This window comes from Roseovarius aestuariivivens, from assembly GCF_004761875.1.
Taxonomy (GTDB): domain Bacteria; phylum Pseudomonadota; class Alphaproteobacteria; order Rhodobacterales; family Rhodobacteraceae; genus Roseovarius; species Roseovarius aestuariivivens.
Genome location: NZ_SJEY01000005.1, coordinates 107,060 through 129,529, shown reverse-complemented (window position 1 = coordinate 129,529; position 22,470 = coordinate 107,060). Strand labels below are relative to the sequence as shown.

The window sequence follows — 22,470 nt, the reverse complement described above, 5'->3', positions numbered from 1 at the left end:
ATTCTCCAACAAAAAACGCCCCGTCATAAGACGGGGCGCCGGATCAGACTGACGTTGCGGTTAGCGGTTTTCCATATCCACGTAATCGCGAAGCGTGGAGCCCATGTAAAGCTGGCGCGGACGCCCGATCTTGAGCTGCGGATCGCCGATCATTTCCTTCCACTGGGAAATCCAGCCCACTGTACGGCTAAGCGCAAAGATCGGCGTGAACATCGAGGTCGGGAAGCCCATCGCCTCAAGAATGATGCCCGAATAGAAGTCCACGTTCGGGAACAGCTTCTTATCCGCGAAATACGGATCCTCCAGCGCGGCTTTCTCAAGCTCCTTGGCCACTTGCAGCGTCGGATTGTCCTCGATCCCCAGAAGGTCGAGCACCTCGTCGGCCGACTGCTTCATCACCTTCGCGCGCGGATCGAAGTTCTTGTAAACCCGGTGACCGAAGCCCATCAGGCGGAACGGATCGTCCTTGTCCTTGGCGCGGGCGATGTATTCCGGGATGCGGTCGACGGTGCCAATCTCCTGCAGCATTTCCAGACACGCCTGATTGGCGCCGCCATGGGCAGGCCCCCAAAGACAAGCGATCCCGGCAGCAACGCAAGCGAACGGATTGGCGCCCGAGCTGGAGGCGAGGCGCACCGTCGAGGTCGACGCGTTCTGTTCGTGATCTGCGTGCAAGGTAAAGATCCGGTCCATCGCGCGGCTGAGGATCGGGTTCACCTCGTAATCCTCCGCCGGCACGGCAAAGCACATGCGCAGGAAATTCGAGGCGTAATCCAGGTCGTTGCGCGGATAGACGAAGGGCTGTCCCAGGGTGTACTTGAACGCGTTGGCCGCGATGGTCGGCATTTTAGCGATCATCCGGATCGACGCGACCTCGCGCTGCCACGGATCCGAAATATCGGTGCTGTCGTGGTAAAAAGCGGACAGTGCGCCCACAACTCCCACCATGATCGCCATCGGATGCGCGTCCCGGCGATAGCCCCGGAAGAGATACATCATCTGCTCATGCAGCATGGTGTGGCGTGTCACGCGATTTTCAAAATCTTCCAGCTGCGCCGCCGAGGGCAGTTCACCGTAAAGCAGCAGGTAGCACACTTCGAGGTAATGCGACTTCTCCGCCAGCTGGTCGATGGGATAGCCGCGGTGCAAAAGCTCACCTTTGCCGCCGTCGATATATGTGATCGTGCTGTCGCAGCTCGCGGTCGAGGTAAAACCCGGATCATAGGTGAAGACGCCCGCTTGCGCGTAAAGCTTGCGAATATCGATCACGTCCGGGCCTGCGGTGGGCGAATAAACTGGCAGGTCATAGTCCTTGCCGTCAATGGTCAGCTTTGCGGTCTTGGTTGTGCCGTCGGCCATGGTCGTCTCCCTTGCTTTCGCCCGGATCGCTTTCGCCCGGACTGCATATATCGTGCGCCCTGCACAGGGCCTATTCGGCCCCCTGCGCGGCATCCTGAAGTCGAGCAAGACTTTCCTCGCGACCGAGCACCAGCATCATGTCGAAAACACTTGGCGTGGCGCTCCGGCCTGCCAGAGCGGCCCGCATAGGACCTGCCAGCTTGCCGAACTTCATATCCTTCTCGGCTGCGAAACCCATGGCCGCCGCCTCCAGATCTTCCCGCGACCACGTAGCAGTTTGCAAGCGCGGCGTCAATTCTTTCAGTATACTACGGGATACATTATCAAGTTGAGCCGCGGCTTTCTCATCCGGCTCGATTGGTCGGTCGGAAAGGATAAATTCCGCCTTATCAAGAAGTTCCGGAAATGTCTTCGCGCGTTCTTTCAGGCAGTACATGCCCGCGGCCATCAAGGCGGCCTTGTCCTCGGACAAGCCTGCTTGTCCGGTTACCTTCAGAAACCCGCCCAGTTCATGCAGCAGTGCGGCATCCTCGGCCGCCGCAATATGCTGGCCGCTGAGGTTTTCCAGTTTCTTGAAGTCGAACCGCGCCGGCGACTTGCCGATCCCGTCCAGGCCGAACCAATCCTGCGCCTGCGCGTCGGTAAAGAACTCGTCGTCGCCATGGCTCCAGCCAAGCCGCGCGAGATAATTGCGCATGCCCGCCGCCGGGTAGCCCATCTTCTGGTACTCGTCCACGCCAAGCGCCCCGTGCCGCTTCGAGAGTTTCTTGCCGTCCGGCCCGTGGATCAGCGGAATATGCGCATAAACGGGCAGGGGCCAGCCCATCGCCTCGTAGATCAGCATCTGGCGCGCCGCGTTGTTGAGGTGGTCGTCGCCCCGGATCACATGCGTGACACCCGTATCGTGGTCGTCGACCGCCACCGCCAGCATGTAGACGGGTGTGCCGTCCGAGCGCAGCAGCACCATGTCGTCCAGCTGATCGTTGCGGATCGTCACGTCGCCCTGCACCGCATCGGCGATCACAGTGGCGCCCTCGCGCGGGGCCTTGATGCGAATCACGAAAGGTGCGTCGGGATGCGTCGCGGGATCGGCGTCGCGCCACGGACTTTGGTAAAGGGTCGACAGGCCCTCGGCCCGCGCCGCCTCGCGGAAGGCCTCGATTTCACCCTGGGTGGCAAAGCACTTGTAGGCTTTGCCCTCAGACAGCAGCTCTTGCGCCACCTCGGCATGGCGCGCGGCGCGCGCGAACTGGCTGACGACCTCGCCATCATGATCAAGCCCGAGCCACGTCAGCCCATCAAGAATGGCCTGCGTCGCCTCCGGGGTGGACCGCGCCCGGTCCGTGTCCTCGATCCGCAACAGGAACTTGCCACCGCGCCCGCGTGCGAAGAGCCAGTTGAACAGCGCCGTGCGTGCGCCCCCGATATGCAGAAAGCCCGTGGGCGAGGGGGCAAACCGGGTCACGACCTGTTTGGACATGGCGCGCATTAACCTTTCGGTAATCAAGAGAAGAGTAGCGTTGCAGCGATGGGACGTAGGCCTGTCTACCGGCCCGTCAAAGAGGAGACAAGCCTTGGCGCTCCGGCCCGATCTCATCGCCGTGTGGATGGCGCAGCGGGGGCATCTGTTCCCGTGGGTTCCGGTTGCGCTGGCCTGCGGCATCGGGCTGTATTTCACGCTCCCGGTCGAACCCGACTGGCCGGTCTATGCCGGCACACTCGCGGTCGCGGCGCTCGCCGCGTTGGCCGCGCGTCTGGCCGGGATCGGGCTGGCCCCGATCTGTCTTGCCGTGGCGCTGGTCGGGCTCGGGCTGTGCGTCGCCGGGTTGCGCGCGCAAACGCTCGCCGAAGCCAAGCTCGGGTTTCGCTATTACGGCCCGGTCGAGGGGCGCATCGTGGGCATCGACCGCTCGGGGTCGGACGCGGTGCGTCTTACGCTTGACCGCGTGGTCCTGGCACGCCTCGATCCGGACAAGACTCCGGCGCGGGTGCGCGTTTCGCTACATGGGTCCGGTCCGCATGTCACGCCGCGCCCCGGTCTGACGGTGATCCTCACAGGTCATCTGTCGCCCCCCGGCGGGCCGGTGGAACCCGGCGGCTTCGACTTTCAGCGCCACGCCTGGTTCCAGAAATTGGGCGCGGTCGGTTATAACCGTAGCCCGGTTCTGGCCTTCGCGCCGCCCGCCTCGGGTCAATGGCTCTTCAAGGCGCGCATGGCACTTTCGGCGCGGATCAAGGCGGCGCTGCCGGGCGAAACCGGTGGATTCGCCGCTGCCATCATGACCGGCGACCGCTCGGGCATCGGGCAGGAGACGCTGACGTCGCTGCGCGTCTCGAACCTGGCGCATCTTCTGGCGATCTCTGGTCTTCACATGGGCTTGCTTGCAGGCGTCGTCTTCGGCGGTCTGCGCCTCGGCTTCGCCGCGATCCCGTTTCTGGCGCTGCGCCTGCCGGCCAAGAAGCTTTCCGCCATAGGTTCGCTTGTCGTGGCCAGCTTTTATCTTGCGCTCTCGGGCGGCAACGTCGCGACCGAGCGCGCATTTGTCATGGTGGCCGTGATGCTGTGCGCGGTGCTGGCAGACCGGCGCGCGCTTTCGCTGCGCGCCGTGGCGCTGGCCGCCACGATCATGCTCATCCTGCGGCCCGAAGCCCTGCTCGGGCCGGGCTTCCAGATGTCCTTCGCGGCCACCACGGCCCTGGTCGCCGTCTTCAACGCCATCCGGGACAACGGGCTGAGCATGGGTCCGCGCTGGCTACGCCCGGTGCTGACCGTGGTCATCTCCTCCGGGGTGGCGGGGCTGGCCACCGCCCCCATCGCGGCCGCCCATTTCAATCAGATCGCGCATTACGGTCTTGTGGCCAACCTGTTGTCCGTACCGCTGATGAGCGTGCTTGTCATGCCGATGGCGGTGGTGGCCGTGCTGCTGATGCCGATCGGGCTCGACTGGCTTGCCTTCGCGCCGATGGGGCTTGGCCTCGACTGGATCCTGGGCGTCGCGGCACGGGTCTCGGCCCTCGACGGCGCGCGGGGTACCGTACCAAGGCCGGATCCCATGGTTCTGCCGCTTCTGTCGCTGGGGATCCTCTTCGTCATCCTTTGGCAGGGCCGGTCGCGGCTGATCGGCCTGATGCCGGTCTGTGTCGCGGTCGTGATCTGGGGACAGGCCACGCGCCCCGACGTGCTGATTTCGGAAACCGGCGGGCTGGTCGGCGTGATGACCGATGCGGGCCGCGCCCTTTCGACCGCGCGGGGCGCGGGGTTCGTGGCAACGAACTGGTTGGAAAACGATGGCGACGCCGCCGAGCAGGAGGCCGCCCACGCGCGATGGGACAAGGTCGCCGCCACCGGCTGGCCGGTGCTGGCCCTGCGCGGTAAACGCGCGGCCGCCGAGCTTCGCGATTGCGCGCCTGAGACGCTGGTGGTGCTGACAGTCGATCCCGCGCCCGATTTGCCCTGCCGCATCCTGACACCCAAGGGCCTGCGCGACACAGGCGCGCTTGCGCTCTACCGGACAGAAACCGGGATACGTGAGGTCACCGCACGCGACCTCAGCGGCGACCGGCTCTGGAACCGACAGTGATCCTTCGCACGCAAGACCGCTGATCGCCCTTAAGCGCGGGGCATCATACCATTGAGGAACGTCCGTTACCCGGCAGCAAGTTCTCTAGTAGCTGCGGATCAAGCCCACCAGCTTGCCCTGCACCTTGACCTTGTCCTCCGGAAGAACGCGCGTCTCGTAGGCCGGGTTGGCGGCCTCCAGCGCGATGGCGTTGCCGCGACGGAAGAATTTCTTGAGTGTCGCTTCGTGATCTTCGACCAAAGCCACGACGATATCGCCGTTGTCGGCCACTTCCGTCTCGCGGATGATCACCACGTCGCCGTCATTGATGCCCGCATCGACCATCGAGTCGCCTTTGACCTCCAGAGCGTAGTGCTGACCCGGTCCGGAAACCATACCGCCCGGCACCGCAACGTTGCGGCTGGCATGGGCGATGGCCTCGATCGGCACACCGGCGGCGATCTTGCCCATCAGCGGCAGTTCCGCCACGTCCAGTGTGCTCACCGGCTTTGCCCGCGCGGGCGGCGGCGTGTCTGGCCGGTCGCCCTCGATCACGCGGGGGCTGAACGCGCCGACCATGTCGCTCATCAGGCTATCGGGCAGTTTGACGATCTCCAGCGCCCGGGCGCGATGCGCCAGACGCCGGATAAACCCGCGTTCCTCAAGCGCCGTGATCAGCCGGTGAATGCCGGACTTCGACCGCAGGTCGAGCGCGTCTTTCATCTCGTCGAAACTGGGGGGCACCCCGTCGCGCTGTACACGCTTGTGAATGAATTCCAACAGGTCCAGCTGCTTCTTGGTCAGCATGTAGGATGTCCTCCGCCCGGGATGCGTTTCGTTTTGTTCTACGCATGTTCTTGTTTTGTGTCAACAAGTCTGTGGATAACCCAAAGCAGTACAATCAGAGGGAGATATATTCCATCACATCTCCCGCATTACGCGGCTTATCCCCTGCGGGTCGGATCATCAGGGCGTTGGCCCGCGCCAGCACCGACAGAAGCGCGCTGTCCTGGCGCGGTTCTGGAGTGATTTGCCCGTTTGACACCTCCGCGCGCATGTAATGCTCTCGCGGGCCTCCGGCGTCCATGTCCCGGCTAAGCGTCGCGCGCAGGCGCGGGGCAGGGGCGGCACCCAGACCCAGCATCACGCGGATCATCGGCGCCAGAAAAACGTGGCCACAGACCATGGCAGACACCGGATTGCCCGGCAGGCCCAGCATCGCGGCCTCGCCCATGCGCCCCGCCATCAGCGGTTTGCCTGGCCGCATCGCCACCTTGTAAAAGGCGCGCTGCAGGCCGAGGTCGCCCGCGACCTTGCCCACGAGGTCATGATCGCCCACTGACGCGCCGCCGATCGTCACCACCAGATCTGCTCCGGCCGCCAACTCGAATGCAGTTTCCAGCGAGGTGGTTGTGTCCCGGGCAATCGGCAGGATCCGCGCCCGCGCGCCCATCTCTTCCAGCATTGCCTTCAGGCCGAAGGTGTTCGACGCGATGATCTGATCCGGACCGGGATCGTCCCCGGGCATCACAAGCTCGTCGCCGGTCGAGATCAGCGCCACGCGTGGCTTGCGCCGCACCTTGACGTCGGCCACGTTCATTGCCGCCAGAAGGGCGATGTCCGGCGGGCTCAACCGTCGCGGCGCTTCGATCCGGTCGCCGATCTTGAAATCGCTGCCCTGCGGGCGCACATGCGGGCTTTCGTCGGGCGGGCCGGTCACGGTGACACAGTCCCCGTCCCGTGTCACATCCTCCTGGATAACGACACGGTCCGCCCCCGGGGGTACGGGGGCGCCGGTAAAAATGCGCACCGCTTGGCCTGCGCCGACCGTTCCCGTAAATCCGTGTCCTGCCGCCGCCTCGCCGATCACCTCGAAGGTGGCGCCGACCCGCACCGCATCGTCGGCCACGGCGTAGCCGTCCATCGCCGAGGCGGGAAAGGGCGGCTGGTCGCGCCGGGCCTCGGCGCCCTCGGCCAGAACGCGCCCCCCGGCCTGGGCCAGCGGCACGCGTTCCACTTCCAGGGGCGAAACGAGTGAGAACAGATGATCCAGCGCCTCTTCGACGGTGATCATGACGCCTCGTACCGCCCGGATTTCCCGCCATCTTTCAAGATCACGCGGATGCCGCCGATCTCCATCGCCTTGTCCACGGCCTTGGCCATGTCATAAACGGTCAGCGCGGCAGTGCCGACCGCCGTCAGCGCCTCCATCTCCACCCCGGTCTGGCCGGATGTCTTGACCGTGCCCTCGATCCGCACGCCCGGAAGGTCGGCGTCCAGCGTCAGGTCCACTGCTACCTTGGTCACCGGCAACGGGTGACAGAGCGGGATAAGCTCGGGCGTCTTCTTGGCCCCCATGATCCCCGCCAGCCGCGCAACAGAAAGGACATCCCCTTTTTTCGCGCGGCCTTCAGCAATGATATCAAAGGTTTCTCGGGCCATCTTCACGTAGCCTTCGGCAACGGCAACCCGGTCGGTGACGGGTTTGTCCGACACGTCGACCATATGCGCGTCACCCTTGCCGTCGAAATGCGTTAGACCGGCCATCAGAACATCCCGTGCGGCGAGGCCGGCGCGGACAGGATCTCCAGCGTGGCCTGTTCCACGTTCTCCTGCCGCATGAGCGTCTCGCCGATGAGAAAGCATTTGGCGCCGTACCGTGCCAGTTCGGACAGGTCGTCGCGCCCGGAAAGACCGCTTTCCGAGATGATGATCCGGTCGGCGGGTACGAATTTCGCAAGGCTCTTGGTAACATCAAGCGTGGTCTCGAAGGTATTGAGATCACGATTATTTATCCCAATCATCTTCGAGGTCAGAAGGCTTGCGCGGTCCAGTTCCTCGCGGTTATGCACCTCTATGAGCGCGTCCATACCCCACGCGCCGGCGGCCTCTTCCAGCTCGCGCGCCTGCGCGTCGCCGACCGAGGCCATGATGATCAGGATCGCATCCGCGCCCCAGGCCCGCGCCTCGGCCACCTGATAGGGATCGTACATGAAATCCTTGCGCAGCACGGGCAGATCGCAGGCGGCGCGCGCCTGTTGCAAGTATTCGGGCGCGCCCTGAAAACTGGGTGTATCGGTCAGCACCGACAGGCAGGTTGCTCCACCTCGCGCATAGGCCTGCGCCAGCGCCTCGGGGTCAAAATCGGCGCGGATCAAACCCTTGGACGGGCTTGCCTTCTTGATCTCGGCAATCAGGCCGAAGCCCGACTTGCTGGCCTGCAAAAGCGCCTCGGCGAAAGGGCGCACTGCCGGAGCGGCCCGTGCCTCGTCTTCAAGCTGCTCCATGGGCTTCTCGGCCTTTGCGGCGGCGATCTCCTCAAGCTTGTAGGCCTTGATCTTCTCAAGAATGGACGGGGTGGTCATGCGGCCTCCGATGTGACTCGTGCCAGGGTTTCGATCCGCGCCAGCGCCGCGCCGCTGTCGATGCTCTCGGCGGCCATCGCCACGCCATCCCGCAGATCCTCGGTCTTTCCGGCGACAACAAGCGCCGCCGACGCGTTGAGCAGCACCGCGTCGCGATAGGCGCCGGTCTCGCCCTGCAAGAGCGCCCGGAACGCCGCGCCATTGTCCTCGGGCGTGCCGCCCAGGATCGCCTCGAACGGATGCTCGGGCAGGCCGAAATCCTCCGGGTGCAGCTCGACCTCGCGGATGCTGCCATCCTCCTCCAGCGCGGCCACGTAACTGACGCCCGCGATGCTCAGCTCATCGGTGCCATCGCCGCCATGCACAAGCCACGCACGCTCGGATCCAAGTTGACCCAGCGTTTCCGCCATGGGCCGGATCAGCGTGCGGGAAAACGCGCCGGTCAGTTGCCGCTTGACCCCTGCCGGATTGGTCAACGGGCCAAGAATATTGAAGATCGTGCGCGTGCCCAGCTCGGCGCGCACCGGGCCGACATGGGCCATCGCCGGGTGATGCATCGGCGCCATCATGAAGGCGATCCCGGCCTCTTGCAGCGCCTTTTCCACAACCTCGGCGCCCACCATCACGTTTACGCCCATCTGCGTCAGCGCATCCGCCGCGCCGGACTTGGAGCTGAGATTGCGGTTGCCGTGCTTGGCCACCGGCACGCCCGCGCCTGCGACCACAAAGGCCGTCGCGGTCGAGATGTTGAGCGTGCCCTTGCCGTCGCCGCCGGTGCCGACGATATCCATCGCGTCCGCCGGCGCGCGCACCCTGTTGCACTTGGCGCGCATGACGGCGGCGGCGGCGGCGTATTCGTCCACCGTTTCGCCCCGCGTGCGCAGCGCCATCAGGAACCCGCCCATCTGCGCCGGCGTCGCCTCGCCCTCGAACAGCACGCCAAAGGCGCGCTCGGCCTCGTCGCGCGTCAGCGGGCGCTCGGCCGCCATCCCGATCAGCGGCTTGAGGTCATCGCTCATGCGGGCACCTTCATCACGTGGAGGAAATTCTTCAGCAGGGCATGACCATGCTCCGAGGCGATGGATTCCGGGTGAAACTGCACGCCATGGATGGGCAGTTCCTTGTGCTGCAGCCCCATGATCGTACCATCCTCAAGCTCGGCGGTGATCTCCAGGCTCTCGGGACAGCTCGCGCGCTCCACCACCAGTGAGTGATAGCGCGTCGCCTCGAAGGGCGAGGGCAGGCCGGCGAACACGCCTTTGCCCGTGTGATGCATCAGGCCCATCTTGCCGTGCACGATGTCGGTATGCCGCACCACCTTTCCGCCAAAGATCTGCCCGATGGTCTGATGCCCAAGGCACACCCCCAGAAGCGGAATTTTGGTCTCGGCGGCGGCCTCCGTCAGCGCCAGGCAGATGCCGGACTGGTCCGGCGTGCCGGGTCCGGGCGACAGCAGAATGCCTGCGGGCTTCATCGCCATGGCTTCCTGCACGTCGATCGCATCGTTGCGGCGCACGACCACTTCGGCCCCAAGCTCGCCCACGTAATGCACGAGGTTGTAGGTGAAACTGTCGTAGTTATCGATCAGCAGCAGCATTTCGCCCGATCCCTTCAGTGTTGGGGCTTTCGGCCCGGGTCGCGGTCGCGGTATACATGTTCAGGGTTGCGCGGCACCGTCAAGGGGCGCAAGAGTGTCAAAAAGCAAAAGACGGGGGCATAGCAGTGTTACGCGGATTACTCGCCGGTCTTCTTTCCGGAACGGCCCTTTCGGGCGTGGTTCTGGGGGCGATTTCTCTCATGTCCGAGGTTCCGGGCGCAGCCCCGCCCGAGGCCACAGCGCTTGACGTGCCGGCAGGCTCCGAATTCAATCAGCAACGCGAGGATGAAGAGGCCACGCTCTCGCCCCTGCAGGACACCCAGCTGCCCGACAGCGTGCCGCAGGTCACCGCCCCCGCGCCGGATGACCTGAGCTCTCTGAAGGACGCCGACACGACGCCCGCGCGCACGCCCGAGACGGGCCAGGCCGAGGCGGCGCTCGACGCGCCCGCCGCGCCTACGGGCGGCGCCGATGTCGCTGTCGGAACCGAAGACCCGGTTCTGCCCAATCCGCAGGCCCTCGCGCCCGAGGCGCCTGGCGGCGAGGAGGATCTGTCGATCTCCACCGACCCGGCCCAGCCCGTGCTGCCCGAGGCCGAAGACAGCGCCTTCCCGGATCCCGCCCCGTCGCAGGCGGACACCGCGCCGACCGCGCCCACCGCCACCGAACAGCCCGCCGAGGCGCCGGCCCCCGCGCCCGCATCCGAACCCGTCCCCGAGGCGCAGGCGACGGCCTTGCCCGATCCTGCGCCGGCCACGCCAGCCGAAGAAACGCCACAGGACAGCGCCCCAGCGGCCGGTACGATCGGTGATCTCGCACAGGGCGTGACCACCAACCGCCTTCCTTCGGTTGGCGATCCCGCGCCCGAACCCGAGACCGCCACGCCAGAGCCCGAGGACGAGGCCGTTGCAGAAGACGAGCCTCAGCGCGCCATCGACCGCTTCGCCGTGCCCTTCGAGAACCCCGAGGGCAAGCCGCTCATGTCCATCGTGCTTATCGATGACGGCACCAGCCCCATCGGCCCGGCGGCGCTCGCCGACTTCCCCTATCCGATCAGCTTTGCCATCGACGCCACGCGCCCGGATGCCGCGCGCATCGCCGGTCAGTACCGCGAGGCAGGTCTCGAAGTTCTGGCCATGGCCAACCTGCCCGAGACCGCAACCGCGCGTGACGCCGAGGTCACGATGGCCACCTATCTCGACGCGGTCCCCGAGGCCGTCGCGGTCATGGAAGGCACCGGCTCGGGACTACAGGCCAGCCGTGAGGCGGCGGAGCAACTGGCCCCGATCCTGCTCGACAGCGGGCACGGTCTGGTCCTCTTTCCCAACGGTCTCAATACCGTCCAGAAACTCATCGCGCGCGAAGGCGTGCCTGCCGCGCCGGTCTTCCGCGATTTCGATGGCGCGGGCCAGAACGCCACCGTCATCCGCCGCTTCCTCGATCAGGCGGCGTTCCGCGCGGGGCAGGAGACGGGCGGCGTGATCATGCTGGGCCGCCTGCGCCCCGACACGATCAGCGCGCTCTTGCTTTGGGGTCTGCAGGACCGCGCGGCCAGCGTGGCGCTGGCGCCGGTCTCGGCAGTTTTGAGCGCAGAGTGAGGACGACAGGTGTCAGGGACACAAGCTGATTTCAATTGCGGATCCCCACACGTGGTGAGCTGCTACAGACAATCGTGACATTGCGCGCCTTACCGTGACGCCTGACGGACCTGCCGGAACTGGCCCGGACAATCATCCTGGATCTTTGCGGAAAGATCCCCCCTGATCTCTCGATAAAGCTTGATGCGCATCGCGTCGGAAAAATCCTCGAATTCATCTGCGGTGATAACAAAGGCTCCGGCGCCGCCAATCAGGTATCTGTAGAAATAACTGGTCAGGTCGTTGTTGAGCTCTTCGATGGCCAAGGCATTGATCACCACACCATCGCGCACCAGCTGATCCCGTGTTTCGAGCATTTTATCAAGATTGTCCGACCTGCCGTTGCCGGACAGGTCGATGACGCGGCGTCGCGCCGCGGCCGGGGCCGCGTCCAGTTGTCGTGCGGCGAATTCCAGCCCGGTATGCACCATCGTCCCACCACCGGACAGCTTGCGCGGCATAGCCTGGACCTGATCGGCAAAGCGCCTGACCTCCTTCGACGTGCGCAGCGTCACCCAGTCCAGCCCCACCGCCTGCAGGCTGACGCTGGACCATTGTATGATCGACACGGCCACACCGCCATCGGCCTGCTCGACGGCGGCCAGAACCGAAGGATGCCGCAAGGCCCGCGCGGTCCCGGTGCGCTGAATTTCGAATTCGACATCATTCACGCTGGCAGAGGCGTCAAAGGCCAGGACGAGGTGCAGTTCCATCTGCTGCTGCGCCGAAGCGGGGGATAACATCAAGCTTCCAACCACCAGACCGGCGGCCAATACTGCGACAGAACGTCGATGGCGAGCTCTTACAAATCGACTGAAACGAAAAAGAGGTGCGCCCATGAGAACTCTCCCGGTTCCTCAAATGCTGGGGCGCTAGTCCGCAACGGGTCAAGTGACAAGCCCGTGACATCCCCGTGACCTGCGCGTGTCTGGCAGGCGCAAACATCTTCAACAGGACGATAAACAAACTGGCGGTCTCTTTGCGAAAAACCGCGGCACCTCAGGATCGAACGCTGCGTGTCTTCACCTTCCTGCCGGACGGATCTCGCGCCATTCTCCCGGCGCGATCCCCTCCAGAGACCATTCTCCCGCCCGCCAGCGCACCAGCCGCAGCGTGGGATGCCCCACATGCGCCGTCATCCGCCTCACCTGGCGGTTGCGCCCCTCCGAGATCACGATCTCCAGCCAGCAATCCGGCACGCTCTTGCGATACCTTACCGGAGGGTCGCGCGGCCAGAGATCGGGCGGGTCGATCCTGCGCACCCGCGCGGGCCGCGTTGGCCCGTCCTTGAGCGTCACGCCCACGCGCAACGCCTCCAGCGCGCTTTCGTCCGGTTCCCCTTCGACCTGGCAGAGATAGGTCTTCTCGGTCTTGAATTTCGGGGACGCGATCCGCGCCTGCAGCCGCCCGTCATCGGTCAGCAGCAACAAGCCCTCGCTGTCGCGGTCCAGCCGTCCGGCGGGATAGACGCCCGGCACATCGATGAACCGCGACAGGGTCGGACGGACAGAGCCCTCGGTGCCTTTATCGGTGAACTGCGACAGCACACCAAAGGGCTTATTGAACAGGATCAGCCGCGCCATGCCGCCAGTGATGCCCCGGCGTCCGGCGCGGCGCAAGCCTTACTCGACGCCTTTCAGAAAGCCCTCAGGAATCTTGTCGGTCCAATTCAGCCCGGCATTCTTCCAGCCATTGAGATCCCGGCGCCCGGCATCCGTCTTGTCGCCCTCGAACCCGTCAACCATGGAATAAAGCGGCACAGTGACGCCGGCCGCGACGAGGGCGTCCACCGCCGCCGCGCTGCGCCCGCCCGAGCGGCACATGACCACGACCGCCGCCGGGTCCGTGCTCTCCAGAAACTCTTTGACAGTGCCGACGAAGCCGGGATTAGCCACCATCTCATAGCTGCCCTTCTCGGGATTCAGCCTGTAGGCAGAGTCGATCAGCTTGAAGGGAATGTTCGCATCCGCCGCCACGGGATGCCCGACGAGCATCGTTTCTTCCGGCGTGCGCAGATCGATCAGCAATACGTCTTCACGTGCTGCGAGAATGCCCCCGGCTTCCGCGGCGGTAATATAGAGCCCGGACTTTGTCTGCTTCTTTTCGCCGACAGCGTCGGCGCTGACGGCAGTGTCAAGCGGGCCACTGCCGGCCAGTCCGGGCAACGGTAGCGCAAGAGCAAGGGCGATCACCGGGGCGGCGAGAAGACGGGGCAGGGTGCGCATGGGGCAGTCCTTTCCAAACATATTCGTAATATAGAATATGTCATGCATTCCCTTCGACAGATTTGATATGGATCAACAACGCTCCCGTTGATCCAAGGGCCAAAAAAATGTCCGAGAATCCTTGCCGGGAGTTTTGAGAAGGTTTTGCGCCCGCTCAGCCGTTGCCGTCGCCGGAAAAGCGCGAGGCATCCTTCGCCGCGCGTCGGATGGCGTTCGACTTGTGCACCGTCTCCATATACTCGGCTTCGGGGTCGCTGTCATAGACCACGCCGCCTCCGGCCTGGATAAAAAGCTTGTCGTCCTTCACCACCGCCGTACGCAGCGCGATGCACACATCCATGTCGCCGCCCGCGCTGAAATAGCCAACGCCGCCGCCATAGACGCCGCGCTTTTCCGGTTCCAACTCGTCGATGATCTCCATCGCGCGCACCTTTGGCGCGCCCGAGACGGTCCCGGCGGGCAGGCCCGCCAACAGGGCCGAGAGCGCGTCATGCTCCTCGCTCAGCTCTCCCACCACGTTCGACACGATATGCATCACGTGGCTGTAGCGTTCGATGATGAACTCTTCGGTGGGGTGCACCGTGCCGATTTTCGCCACCCGACCCACGTCGTTGCGCCCCAGGTCTAAAAGCATCAGGTGCTCGGCCAGTTCCTTGGCATCGGCCATCAGATCGGCCTCGTTGGCGCGGTCCTCTTCGGGCGTGGCACCCCGTGGCCGGGTCCCTGCGATGGGCCGGATCGTGACTTCGCCTTCCATCACCCGCACCAGGATTTCCGGGCTGGCACCTACAACCTGAAAGCCGCCGAAATTGAAATAGAACATGAAGGGCGATGGATTCGTACGCCTGAGCGACCGGTAAAGCGCGAAGGGGGGCCGGCGGAATTCCTGCGTCCAGCGCTGGCTCGGCACGACCTGGAAAATATCGCCCGCGCGGATATAGTCCTTGGCCTTTTCCACGGCGGCCTTGTAGCCCTCTCGCGTGAAATTCGACACGGGCTCGGCATCGGGCTCGGCCTCTCGCAGATCGCGGGCCTCGCGCGGCAGGGCCCGGTCCAGATCGCGGACCGCGTCCATTACCCGCTCGGCGGCCTGCGCATAGGCCGCGCGCGCGCTCTGGCCGTCTCCGGCCCAGGCGGGTGCCACGATAATCACGTCGCCCTTCACCCCGTCCAGCACCGCCACGACCGACGGCCGCATCAGAACCGCATCGGGCAGGCCCAGAGGATCGGGGTTCACGTTCGGCAGATGCTCTACCAGCCGGATCATGTCATAGCCGAGATATCCGAAAAGACCGGCGCTCGACGCCGGCAGATCCGGCGGCAGCTCGATCCGGCTTTCCGCAATGAGCGCGCGCAGCGTATCAAGCGGCTCGCCCTCGAGGTCCTCGAAGGCCGTCGGATCGAACCGCGCCGCGCGATTGACCCGGCTTTCTCTGCCGTGACACTGCCAGATCACGTCGGGCTTCATGCCCACGATGGAGTAACGCCCGCGCACCTCGCCGCCGGTCACGGATTCAAGGATGAAGGCATCCTGCGCCGCGCCCGTCAGCTTGAGCATCAGCGACACAGGCGTGTCGAGATCGGCCGCGAGCCGGGCATAAACCACCTGGTTGCGGCCCGCCGCGTGGCCCTGCGCGAAGTCCTCGAAGGACGGGGTCAGCTCCAACTCCTGCGTCCCTTACTGGAAATTCGCGTGCACGGCATTGATCGCCGCCTGATCAAGTTCGATGCCCGCCCGTGCGCGTATATCGGTGGCCAGCACGTTGAACAGGTCCTGCGACAGCCCGTTGACCGCGTTGTCGCGAAGGAAATCCCGGCTTTGCGCCAGATCGGGATCTTCGGGATCCGGCTCGGCGATCGACTGCAGTTGCAGCACGAAGATCCGGCCCGGCCCCTCGATCACGCGCACCTCGCCCTCCTCCATGCCGAAGACCGTGTCGATGAACTGGTCCGGCGCGTCCGCAACAAAGCCCTGCCGGGTGACCTGCTGTTCCAGATCGACGCTAAGGCCCACATCGGCAAAGCTTTCGCCAGCCTCGAGACGCGCCGCCAACGGCTCGGCCTGCGCCCTGAGAAGCGTCGCCACCTGCGCATCTGTCCAGGCCGCCTCGACCGCTGCGCGCACCTCGTCCAGCGGGCGCAGGGCCGGCGGCACAACCTCCTCGAGACGCAGGGCGAAAAGCCCGCCATCGTCCAGCGTCTCGACCTCGGGATAGTCGTCGGCGCCAACCGCCTGGGCGGCCTCGCGAAAGCCTTCGTAGGCGGCGATTCCGGCATCCATGCCCGCGTGCCACGCGATTTCGCCCAGTTCCATCTCCGTTTCCTGCGCCAGATCCTCCAGCGTGGCCCCACCGGCGAGCAGATCGTCGATGCTTTCCATCTGCGCCTCGATCACCCGGCGCGCCCGGTCTGCCGCCATTGCGTCGCGCAGGATCGGCTCGGCCTCCTCGAAGGTGGTCACCTGCGCGTCCAGCACCGCGTTCACTCGAAAGAGCGCTGGGCCAAGCCCGGTCTCGACCGGACCCGCGATTTCGCCGGTCTGCACCGCGAAAACCGCCGCGCCCGCCGCGCCGAGATCGGCCTCGGCCTGCACGCCCATATCGACGTCGCCCAATTCCAGCCCGCGCTCCGCCACCAGATCCTCGAACGTGGCCTCGCCTGCCTCCAGCCGCGCCGCTGCCGCTTCGGCCGCGCCTGTGTCGGGAAAGACCAGACGCTCCACCAGCCGCCGCTCGGGCTGATTGAACTCCGCCTCGCGCGCGGCATAGGCCTCGCGCAGCGCGCTTTCGTCGATTTCGACCGTGTCGATGATCATGTCCGGGCTCAGCCAGGCATAAGTGATCCGCTTGGTCTCGGGCCGGGTATAGGCCTCGGCATTGGCCGCGTGATAGGCCTCTAGGTCGGTGTCGGTCGGTTCCGGCACGCCCAGCTCCAGATCCGCACGGGTCAACAGCGCCGAGACGACGCTGCGCCGCTCGCCCAGATAGGCGGTCATCACCTCGGTATAGACTTCGGGCACCTGCACGCCCGCCAGCACGGCCGCCTGCAGGAACGATCGCGCGGTCTCATCGCGGATTTCCTCCTCGAACTGCGCCTCGTTCAGCCCGACCTGCTCCAGCGTGAAACGATAGGCCTCCCGGTTGAACTGCCCGTCCGGACCTGTGAATTGCCGCAATTCCAGGATCTGCCGCGCCAGCGCCTCGTCGCCCACCGACAGGCCCAGTTGCATCGTTTCGTGATCCAACGCGGCCTGCGTCACCAGCTGCGCCAGGACCTGATCGGTCACACCAAGCTGGCGCGCCCGCGCAAAGCTCATCGGCTCTTCTGTGCCCGCCTCGATGGCGCGCAGCTCGCGCTGCAATCCGCGGAAGTAATCGTTGACGGTGATCTCCGCCTCACCGACCGACCCGATGGCCCGCTGCGTGCCCGACAGGTTGGTCACCCCAAAGCCGCCAAGCCCCAGGATCAGCAGGCCCATCAGGATCCAGACCAGCGGTTTCGTAATGCTCTTGGCTGCCATGTCGCTCCCCGTCGGACGGCGGTGTTTTGTCTCGTTGCGCCTGTCTAAGCGCTTGCCCCAGCGGGGGCAAGGGGCCAGCTCAGCCCGGCCAGCCGGTCGAAAAGCGTGCCGATCTCGGCCCGGTTCACATTGGCAAAGGCGACCCGAACTTCCCGCGCGCCCTGCGCGTCGCCCGCGGGGCGGAACATCGTGCCAGGCAGCAGCAGAATGCCCGCCTCTCGCACCAGCTCGCGCGCCAGATCGTCAGAGGTCCGCGCGAACGGGTGCCGCAGATAGGCGAAATAGGCACCGCACCCCAAAAGCTCCCAGCCACATGCCTCAAGCTTGGGCATCTCCGCCGCGATCGCGGCACGCCGGTCCAGGATCTCGGCCCGTTCCCCGGCCAGCCACTGGCGCAGGTTGCGCATCCCCCAAAGCGCCGCGATCTGGCCCAGCTGATTGGGGCAGATCGTGACCGTGTCGAGGTACTTTTCCACCTCCACCAGAAGGCTATTGGCGGCAACAATCGCGCCGACCCGGTGCCCGGTCAGGCGGTACGCCTTGGAGAACGAATAAAGCTGCACCAGCGTCCGGTCCCAGTCCGCGTCCGTGAAAAGATCGTGCGGCGCGCCCGGGCGGGCGTCGAAATCGCGATAGGTCTCGTCGATCAACAGATGAATACCGGCATCCCGCGCCAGATCGTACATCGCGCGCACAAGCGAGGCAGGATATTCCACGCCGCCCGGGTTGTTCGGCGTCACCAGCACGATGGCCCGGGTCGCGGGCCCGATCAGGGCGCGCGCCGCCTCTGGGTCCGGCAAAAGGCCCGGGCCTGTCTCCAGCGGCACCGCCCGTACGCCGGCCATGTCGAGCGCCATCTTGTGGTTGAAATACCACGGCACGGGCAGGATCACCTCGCTGCCCTCGCCGCAAAGCGCCGCAATCGTCGCGCAAAAGGCCTGATTGCATCCCGAGGTGACCGCCACCTGTCCGGGCGCGACCGCGCCGCCATAGGCCTCCGTCCATTGCGCCGCCACCTCCTCGCGCAGATCGCCCCGGCCCAGCACCGGTCCGTAAAGATGCGCCTGCGCATCGTTCAGTGCCGCCTCGGCCACCACGCGGCGCAACGCTTCCGGCGGCGGCTCTACCGGCGCGGCCTGGCTTACGTTGATCAGCGGCCGCTCGGGCGAAAACGCCACCCCTTCAAGCCAGCGGCGCGCCTCCATCACGGGCGGCGAAAACGTGGTCGCGGTTCGGGACGGGCTCATCGCGGATCCTCCGGGTCTGATGTCGTACGAAACGCAGGCCCTACCGACCGCGATAGGGCTCCACGTATTGCAGCGCCATGTCCCATGGAAAGAAGATCCACGTGTCCTGACTCACTTCCGTGACGAAGGTGTGGACAAGCTCGCGGCCCATCGGCTTGGCATAAACCGTGGCGACATGCGCGCGGGGCAGGGCGGCACGCACAACTTCCAGCGTCTTGCCCGTATCCACAAGGTCATCGACGATCAGCACGCCGGTGCCGTCGCCCACGAGATCGGGATCGGGACGCTTGATCACCCGCGGTTCACTCTGGGTCTGATGGTCGTAGGATTTCACGCTGATCGTATCGACCGCGCGGATATCAAGCTCGCGCGCCACGATCATCGCCGGCGCCATGCCGCCGCGCGTGATCGCCACGACCGCGCGCCAGCCCTCCTCGGGCGCCTCGTCCTGCAGCCGCCAGGCCAGCGCGCGCGCATCCCGGTGCAACTGGTCCCAGCTCACGTGAAAGCCTTTTTCATGCGGCAGGCGGTCGGTCATTTTGATGCGTCCTCTCAGGTCCGGTCGAAAAGCAGGCGCAGCCCCAACGCGCCCAGGACAAGCGCGGCAGCGCGGTCGAGCACCGGTTTCAGCCGCAGATAACCCGCCCGCGCCGGCGGCGAGGCCAGAATCGCGGCCACACAGGCATAGACCACGAGCTCGACCAGGAAATGATTTAGCACGATCAGAGCCTTGTCTGTCACACTTAACCCTGCGGGAAAGATCACCAGAAGCACCGAAGCCGCGAAAAGCACCGACTTGGGATTGCTCAAGTTAACCAGCACGCCGCCCAGAAAGGCCCTTTTGCCCGGCGCGGCTTCCTGCGCGATCGGGCTGCGCGCATCGCGCCACATGCCCCACGCCAACCAGATGAGATAGAGTGCGCCCAGCAGTTTCAGCACCGTATAGGCCACCGGCACCAAAGCAAAGACCGCCCCCAGCCCCAAAAGCGCGGCCCCGGTCCATCCCGCCGCGACAAGGCCCAGACCCGCGCCGGTCGCGAACCCGGCGCGAAAGCCGCCCACAACCGATTGCCGGATCGCGAACAAAAGCGCCGGACCCGGCGCGGCCATCGCCGCCAGAAGCGTCAGGTTGAATGCGATGAGGTGACCCGCCTCCATCGGCTTAGGTCTTGTCGATATCCGGCGCGTCGACCGCCTTCATGCCGACCACATGATAGCCCGCGTCGACATGCAGGTTCTCGCCCGTGACGCCCGATCCCAGATCGGAAAGAAGATAAAGCGCCGAACCGCCCACATCCTCGATCGTCACGTTGCGCCGCAGCGGCGAGTTCAGCTCGTTCCATTTCAGGATATAGCGGAAATCGCCGATGCCGCTGGCCGCCAGCGTCCGGATCGGCCCGGCGCTGATCGCGTTGACGCGGATCCCGTCCTTGCCCAGATCCTCGGCCAGGTACTTCACGCTCGCCTCCAGCGCCGCTTTGGCCACGCCCATCACATTGTAATGCGGCATCACCTGTTCGGCGCCGTAATAGGTCAGCGTCAGCATCGCACCGCCGTCGCGCATCAGCTTTTCGGCCCGGTTCGCCACGGCGGTAAATGAATAGACGGAGATGTCCATCGTGCGCAGGAAGTTGTCGCGGCTGGTGTCCACATACCGGCCGCGCAGCTCGTTCTTGTCGGAAAACCCGATCGCATGGACAAGAAAGTCGAGCTTGCCCCAACGGCTTTCCAACCCGCTGAACAGCGTGTCGACCGACGCCATGTCGCCGACATCACACGGCAGCACCACGTCCGAGCCCAGCTGCTCGGCCAGCGGCCCGACCCGCTTGAGCAACGCCTCACCCTGGTAGGAAAAGGCCAGCTCCGCGCCTGCGTCCGCGCAGGCCTTGGCGATGCCCCACGCGATCGACTTGTCATTGGCCAGGCCCATGATCAGTCCGCGCTTGCCCGCCATCAGTTGGTTTGACATGGAATGCCCCCGGCCCACGTTGCAGTCTGACCTCCTTTAGGCGATCGGTTCCCCTGCTTCAAGGGTCACGCAGGATGGGTCCCGGCACCGACTTGACACAAATTCGGTCTTGAATGGCGTCCGACACCCCTCTACCGATCCCTTATAAATGACTGAAAGTGCAAAATGGCGGAAAGAGACGGAAAATTCGCGGGCGACAACCCGTTCGAGATTGCAAAGCGCTGGATGGCCGAGGCCGAAGAGAGCGAGATCAACGACCCCAACGCGGTGGCCCTCGCCACTGTCGACGAAACCGGCCTTCCCAATGTGCGCATGGTGCTGCTCAAGGAGATCACCGACGATAGCTTCTGGTTCTACACCAACTATAACAGCGCCAAGGGCCAGGAACTCGCCGCCTCCGGCAAGGCCGCGATGGTGCTTCATTGGAAATCCTTACGCCGCCAACTGCGGATTCGTGGTACAGTAACCCGCGAGGACGGCCCCGAGGCCGATGCATATTACAAGTCGCGATCGCTCAAAAGCCGTCTGGGCGCGTGGGCGTCGAAGCAATCGCAGCCGCTCGACAGCCGCGCGACACTGATGGCCGAAGTGGCGAAGATCACGGCGGCAAAGGGGCCCAATCCGCCGCGCCCGCCATTTTGGGGCGGGTTCCGAGTCACGCCGGTGGAGATCGAATTCTGGGCCGACGGGGCCTACCGCTTGCACGATCGCTTCGTCTGGCGGCGCGAGACGCCGGAGACGGATTGGACTATCCATAGGTTGAATCCATGAATTTCGCGTCACGTAAAGTGCAAGTCGATTGTTTTGAAAGGGGTTTTTCCTTGAATCTCATATGCATTATGGCGCAAATTAAGAGGATCGGGAGATAGCGGAACTTTGGTGGACACACGGCTTGGAAGACGACACTGACATAACGCGGCAGGTGCATGGCCATGTGAAATGGTTTGATCCGGTCAAGGGGTTCGGCTTTGTGGTTGCCGACGAGGGCGGGCCGGATATTCTTTTGCATGCCAACGTCTTGCGCAATTTCGGCCAAAGCTCCGTGGCGGACCGCGCGGGCGTCGAGCTGAAGGTCACGCGGACCGAACGCGGCGTGCAGGCGGTCGAGGTTCTTCGAATCGATCCGCCCCAGGATACCGAGTCCGGCGGCCTTGCCGATTTGCAGGATATCGACCCCGAAGAGTTGCGCGCCGCCCCCCTTCAACCGGCACGTGTCAAATGGTTCGACAAGGGCAAAGGTTTCGGGTTCGCCAACACGTTCGGCAGCGAGGCCGACGTGTTTCTCCACATCGAAGTACTGCGCCGCTCGGGCCTGGCCGACCTCCAGCCGGGCGAGGCATTGGCCATCCGCGTCATAGAAGGTAAACGTGGTCGTATGGCGACGGAGGTGTGTGGATGGGAAATGGCGGTAAAGCAATCAAGCGAGTCCTGACGGCGCTTTTTCTGTGCATGCCGGCGGTCGCGGTCTCTCAGACGGCCTGCCGCGACGATCAGATCCACCTTCGCGGCGATTGGGGGCAGGCGCGCTTCACGGTCGACGTCGCCGACGACAACGCCGAGCGCGCGCAGGGTCTCATGAATGTCGAGGAGATGGCGCAAAGCGCGGGCATGCTCTTCGTCTATGACCGTCCCCGCGTCGTCCGCTTCTGGATGCGCAACACGCTCATCCCGCTCGACATGATCTTCGCCGACCGCAAGGGCATCGTGCGCTATGTCCACCACGAGGCCGAACCTCTAAGCGAGGACCTCATTTATGGCGGCAACAACATCCAGTATGTGCTCGAGGTGAATGGCGGGCTGGCCCGGCAGCTCGGCATCGCGCGTGGCAGCGAAATGCGCCACCCGGCCATCGCCGGGGACGAGGTCGCCTGGTCCTGCACGACGCCGGACGAGTGATCCGAGTCTCACCGGTTTCACGCAGGGCGACGTCCACGTTCCGCCGATCCCACGCCAAGGCTTTTCAAATCACGCAAAGCGGTCTACACGGGCGG

22 protein-coding genes are annotated in these 22,470 nt (G+C 64.9%); 5 read left to right on the top strand and 17 right to left on the bottom strand.

Features of this window, described 5'->3' with window-relative positions; genetic code table 11:
* Positions 1–60 precede the first annotated feature (60 nt).
* Positions 61–1,359 (bottom strand): citrate synthase, encoded by a 1,299-nt coding sequence (gltA, locus tag EZV60_RS09790; protein ID WP_135504929.1) that lies wholly within the window; start codon positions 1,357–1,359, stop codon positions 61–63.
* Between the two features lie 70 nt (positions 1,360–1,429).
* The gene (gltX, locus tag EZV60_RS09785) at positions 1,430–2,839 is read right to left on the bottom strand and encodes a glutamate--tRNA ligase (RefSeq protein ID WP_135504927.1); all 1,410 of its coding nucleotides are present in this window, start codon (positions 2,837–2,839) and stop codon (positions 1,430–1,432) included.
* A 94-nt stretch (positions 2,840–2,933) separates the two neighbouring features.
* Between gltX and EZV60_RS09780 the strand changes: the two genes are divergently transcribed.
* A complete protein-coding gene (locus EZV60_RS09780; protein ID WP_342588785.1) occupies positions 2,934–4,940 on the top strand; it encodes a ComEC/Rec2 family competence protein in 2,007 nt (668 codons plus the stop codon).
* A gap of 84 nt (positions 4,941–5,024) precedes the next feature.
* Here EZV60_RS09780 and lexA read toward each other — a convergent pair whose 3' ends face one another.
* From lexA to EZV60_RS09750, 6 genes are all read right to left on the bottom strand, one after another.
* Positions 5,025–5,726 carry a transcriptional repressor LexA gene (lexA, locus tag EZV60_RS09775; RefSeq protein ID WP_135504925.1) on the bottom strand — a complete coding sequence of 234 codons (702 nt, stop codon included), beginning with the start codon at positions 5,724–5,726 and terminating at the stop codon, positions 5,025–5,027.
* 94 nt (positions 5,727–5,820) lie between these two features.
* Entirely contained in the window at positions 5,821–6,993 is a 1,173-nt protein-coding gene (locus EZV60_RS09770) for a molybdopterin molybdotransferase MoeA (protein WP_135504923.1), read from the bottom strand.
* Positions 6,990–7,466: a cyclic pyranopterin monophosphate synthase MoaC gene (gene moaC, locus EZV60_RS09765; RefSeq protein ID WP_135504921.1), complete on the bottom strand. Its 477-nt coding sequence runs from the start codon at positions 7,464–7,466 to the stop codon at positions 6,990–6,992. The genes EZV60_RS09770 and moaC overlap by 4 nt, the downstream gene beginning before the upstream one ends.
* Positions 7,466–8,284 (bottom strand): indole-3-glycerol phosphate synthase TrpC, encoded by an 819-nt coding sequence (gene trpC, locus EZV60_RS09760; RefSeq protein WP_135504919.1) that lies wholly within the window; start codon positions 8,282–8,284, stop codon positions 7,466–7,468. Before trpC ends, moaC begins: the two co-directional genes overlap by 1 nt.
* Complete coding sequence (gene trpD, locus EZV60_RS09755; protein WP_135504918.1) at positions 8,281–9,303, bottom strand: anthranilate phosphoribosyltransferase; 1,023 nt, start codon at positions 9,301–9,303, stop codon at positions 8,281–8,283. Before trpD ends, trpC begins: the two co-directional genes overlap by 4 nt.
* Positions 9,300–9,881: an anthranilate synthase component II gene (locus EZV60_RS09750; protein WP_135504917.1), complete on the bottom strand. Its 582-nt coding sequence runs from the start codon at positions 9,879–9,881 to the stop codon at positions 9,300–9,302. The genes trpD and EZV60_RS09750 overlap by 4 nt, the downstream gene beginning before the upstream one ends.
* A gap of 125 nt (positions 9,882–10,006) precedes the next feature.
* Between EZV60_RS09750 and EZV60_RS09745 the strand changes: the two genes are divergently transcribed.
* On the top strand, positions 10,007–11,479 hold the full coding sequence (locus tag EZV60_RS09745) for a divergent polysaccharide deacetylase family protein (RefSeq protein WP_245306264.1): 1,473 nt from the start codon (positions 10,007–10,009) through the stop codon (positions 11,477–11,479).
* Positions 11,480–11,568: 89 nt separating this feature from the next.
* Here the strand turns inward: EZV60_RS09745 and EZV60_RS09740 are convergent, their stop codons facing one another.
* From EZV60_RS09740 to fabI, 9 genes are all read right to left on the bottom strand, one after another.
* Positions 11,569–12,357 carry a DUF1194 domain-containing protein gene (locus tag EZV60_RS09740; protein WP_135504913.1) on the bottom strand — a complete coding sequence of 263 codons (789 nt, stop codon included), beginning with the start codon at positions 12,355–12,357 and terminating at the stop codon, positions 11,569–11,571.
* Between the two features lie 183 nt (positions 12,358–12,540).
* Positions 12,541–13,101 carry a pseudouridine synthase gene (locus EZV60_RS09735; RefSeq protein ID WP_135505255.1) on the bottom strand — a complete coding sequence of 187 codons (561 nt, stop codon included), beginning with the start codon at positions 13,099–13,101 and terminating at the stop codon, positions 12,541–12,543.
* A 39-nt stretch (positions 13,102–13,140) separates the two neighbouring features.
* The gene (locus EZV60_RS09730; RefSeq protein WP_135504911.1) at positions 13,141–13,743 is read right to left on the bottom strand and encodes a rhodanese-like domain-containing protein; all 603 of its coding nucleotides are present in this window, start codon (positions 13,741–13,743) and stop codon (positions 13,141–13,143) included.
* 154 nt (positions 13,744–13,897) lie between these two features.
* On the bottom strand, positions 13,898–15,409 hold the full coding sequence (trpE, locus tag EZV60_RS09725) for an anthranilate synthase component I (RefSeq protein ID WP_135504909.1): 1,512 nt from the start codon (positions 15,407–15,409) through the stop codon (positions 13,898–13,900).
* Positions 15,410–15,421: 12 nt separating this feature from the next.
* On the bottom strand, positions 15,422–17,263 hold the full coding sequence (locus tag EZV60_RS09720) for a peptidyl-prolyl cis-trans isomerase (protein ID WP_135504906.1): 1,842 nt from the start codon (positions 17,261–17,263) through the stop codon (positions 15,422–15,424).
* 44 nt (positions 17,264–17,307) lie between these two features.
* Positions 17,308–18,510, bottom strand: coding sequence for an aminotransferase (locus EZV60_RS09715; protein ID WP_135504904.1), 1,203 nt, complete (start codon positions 18,508–18,510; stop codon positions 17,308–17,310).
* Between the two features lie 40 nt (positions 18,511–18,550).
* Complete coding sequence (gene gpt / locus EZV60_RS09710; RefSeq protein ID WP_135504902.1) at positions 18,551–19,048, bottom strand: xanthine phosphoribosyltransferase; 498 nt, start codon at positions 19,046–19,048, stop codon at positions 18,551–18,553.
* A gap of 14 nt (positions 19,049–19,062) precedes the next feature.
* Positions 19,063–19,668 carry a LysE family translocator gene (locus EZV60_RS09705; RefSeq protein WP_135504900.1) on the bottom strand — a complete coding sequence of 202 codons (606 nt, stop codon included), beginning with the start codon at positions 19,666–19,668 and terminating at the stop codon, positions 19,063–19,065.
* Between the two features lie 4 nt (positions 19,669–19,672).
* Positions 19,673–20,479, bottom strand: a complete 807-nt coding sequence (gene fabI, locus EZV60_RS09700) for an enoyl-ACP reductase FabI (protein WP_135504898.1) — start codon at positions 20,477–20,479, stop codon at positions 19,673–19,675.
* Between the two features lie 165 nt (positions 20,480–20,644).
* Here fabI and pdxH point away from each other — a divergent pair, with 165 nt between their 5' ends.
* The 3 genes from pdxH (at position 20,645) to EZV60_RS09685 (ending at position 22,375) form a co-directional block, all read left to right on the top strand.
* On the top strand, positions 20,645–21,250 hold the full coding sequence (pdxH, locus tag EZV60_RS09695; protein ID WP_135504896.1) for a pyridoxamine 5'-phosphate oxidase: 606 nt from the start codon (positions 20,645–20,647) through the stop codon (positions 21,248–21,250).
* Between the two features lie 121 nt (positions 21,251–21,371).
* Positions 21,372–21,911, top strand: a complete 540-nt coding sequence (locus EZV60_RS09690; RefSeq protein ID WP_135504894.1) for a cold-shock protein — start codon at positions 21,372–21,374, stop codon at positions 21,909–21,911.
* 17 nt (positions 21,912–21,928) lie between these two features.
* Positions 21,929–22,375, top strand: coding sequence for a DUF192 domain-containing protein (locus tag EZV60_RS09685; protein ID WP_245306263.1), 447 nt, complete (start codon positions 21,929–21,931; stop codon positions 22,373–22,375).
* Positions 22,376–22,470: the final 95 nt, after the last annotated feature.

Bases quoted from the DNA above. Each gene is read 5' to 3' on its own strand.
- EZV60_RS09730 (WP_135504911.1), bottom strand. From the start codon at position 13,743: ATGCGCACCCTGCCCCGTCTTCTCGCCGCCCCGGTGATCGCCCTTGCT.
- moaC (WP_135504921.1), bottom strand. From the start codon at position 7,466: ATGGCCGGTCTAACGCATTTCGACGGCAAGGGTGACGCGCATATGGTC.
- gpt (WP_135504902.1), bottom strand. From the start codon at position 19,048: ATGACCGACCGCCTGCCGCATGAAAAAGGCTTTCACGTGAGCTGGGAC.
- trpD (WP_135504918.1), bottom strand. From the start codon at position 9,303: ATGAGCGATGACCTCAAGCCGCTGATCGGGATGGCGGCCGAGCGCCCG.
- EZV60_RS09735 (WP_135505255.1), bottom strand. From the start codon at position 13,101: ATGGCGCGGCTGATCCTGTTCAATAAGCCCTTTGGTGTGCTGTCGCAG.
- pdxH (WP_135504896.1), top strand. From the start codon at position 20,645: ATGGCGGAAAGAGACGGAAAATTCGCGGGCGACAACCCGTTCGAGATT.
- EZV60_RS09720 (WP_135504906.1), bottom strand. From the start codon at position 17,263: ATGGCAGCCAAGAGCATTACGAAACCGCTGGTCTGGATCCTGATGGGC.
- trpC (WP_135504919.1), bottom strand. From the start codon at position 8,284: ATGACCACCCCGTCCATTCTTGAGAAGATCAAGGCCTACAAGCTTGAG.
- gltA (WP_135504929.1), bottom strand. From the start codon at position 1,359: ATGGCCGACGGCACAACCAAGACCGCAAAGCTGACCATTGACGGCAAG.
- EZV60_RS09685 (WP_245306263.1), top strand. From the start codon at position 21,929: ATGCCGGCGGTCGCGGTCTCTCAGACGGCCTGCCGCGACGATCAGATC.
- fabI (WP_135504898.1), bottom strand. From the start codon at position 20,479: ATGTCAAACCAACTGATGGCGGGCAAGCGCGGACTGATCATGGGCCTG.
- EZV60_RS09740 (WP_135504913.1), bottom strand. From the start codon at position 12,357: ATGGGCGCACCTCTTTTTCGTTTCAGTCGATTTGTAAGAGCTCGCCAT.
- lexA (WP_135504925.1), bottom strand. From the start codon at position 5,726: ATGCTGACCAAGAAGCAGCTGGACCTGTTGGAATTCATTCACAAGCGT.
- EZV60_RS09705 (WP_135504900.1), bottom strand. From the start codon at position 19,668: ATGGAGGCGGGTCACCTCATCGCATTCAACCTGACGCTTCTGGCGGCG.
- gltX (WP_135504927.1), bottom strand. From the start codon at position 2,839: ATGTCCAAACAGGTCGTGACCCGGTTTGCCCCCTCGCCCACGGGCTTT.
- EZV60_RS09750 (WP_135504917.1), bottom strand. From the start codon at position 9,881: ATGCTGCTGCTGATCGATAACTACGACAGTTTCACCTACAACCTCGTG.
- EZV60_RS09770 (WP_135504923.1), bottom strand. From the start codon at position 6,993: ATGATCACCGTCGAAGAGGCGCTGGATCATCTGTTCTCACTCGTTTCG.
- EZV60_RS09715 (WP_135504904.1), bottom strand. From the start codon at position 18,510: ATGAGCCCGTCCCGAACCGCGACCACGTTTTCGCCGCCCGTGATGGAG.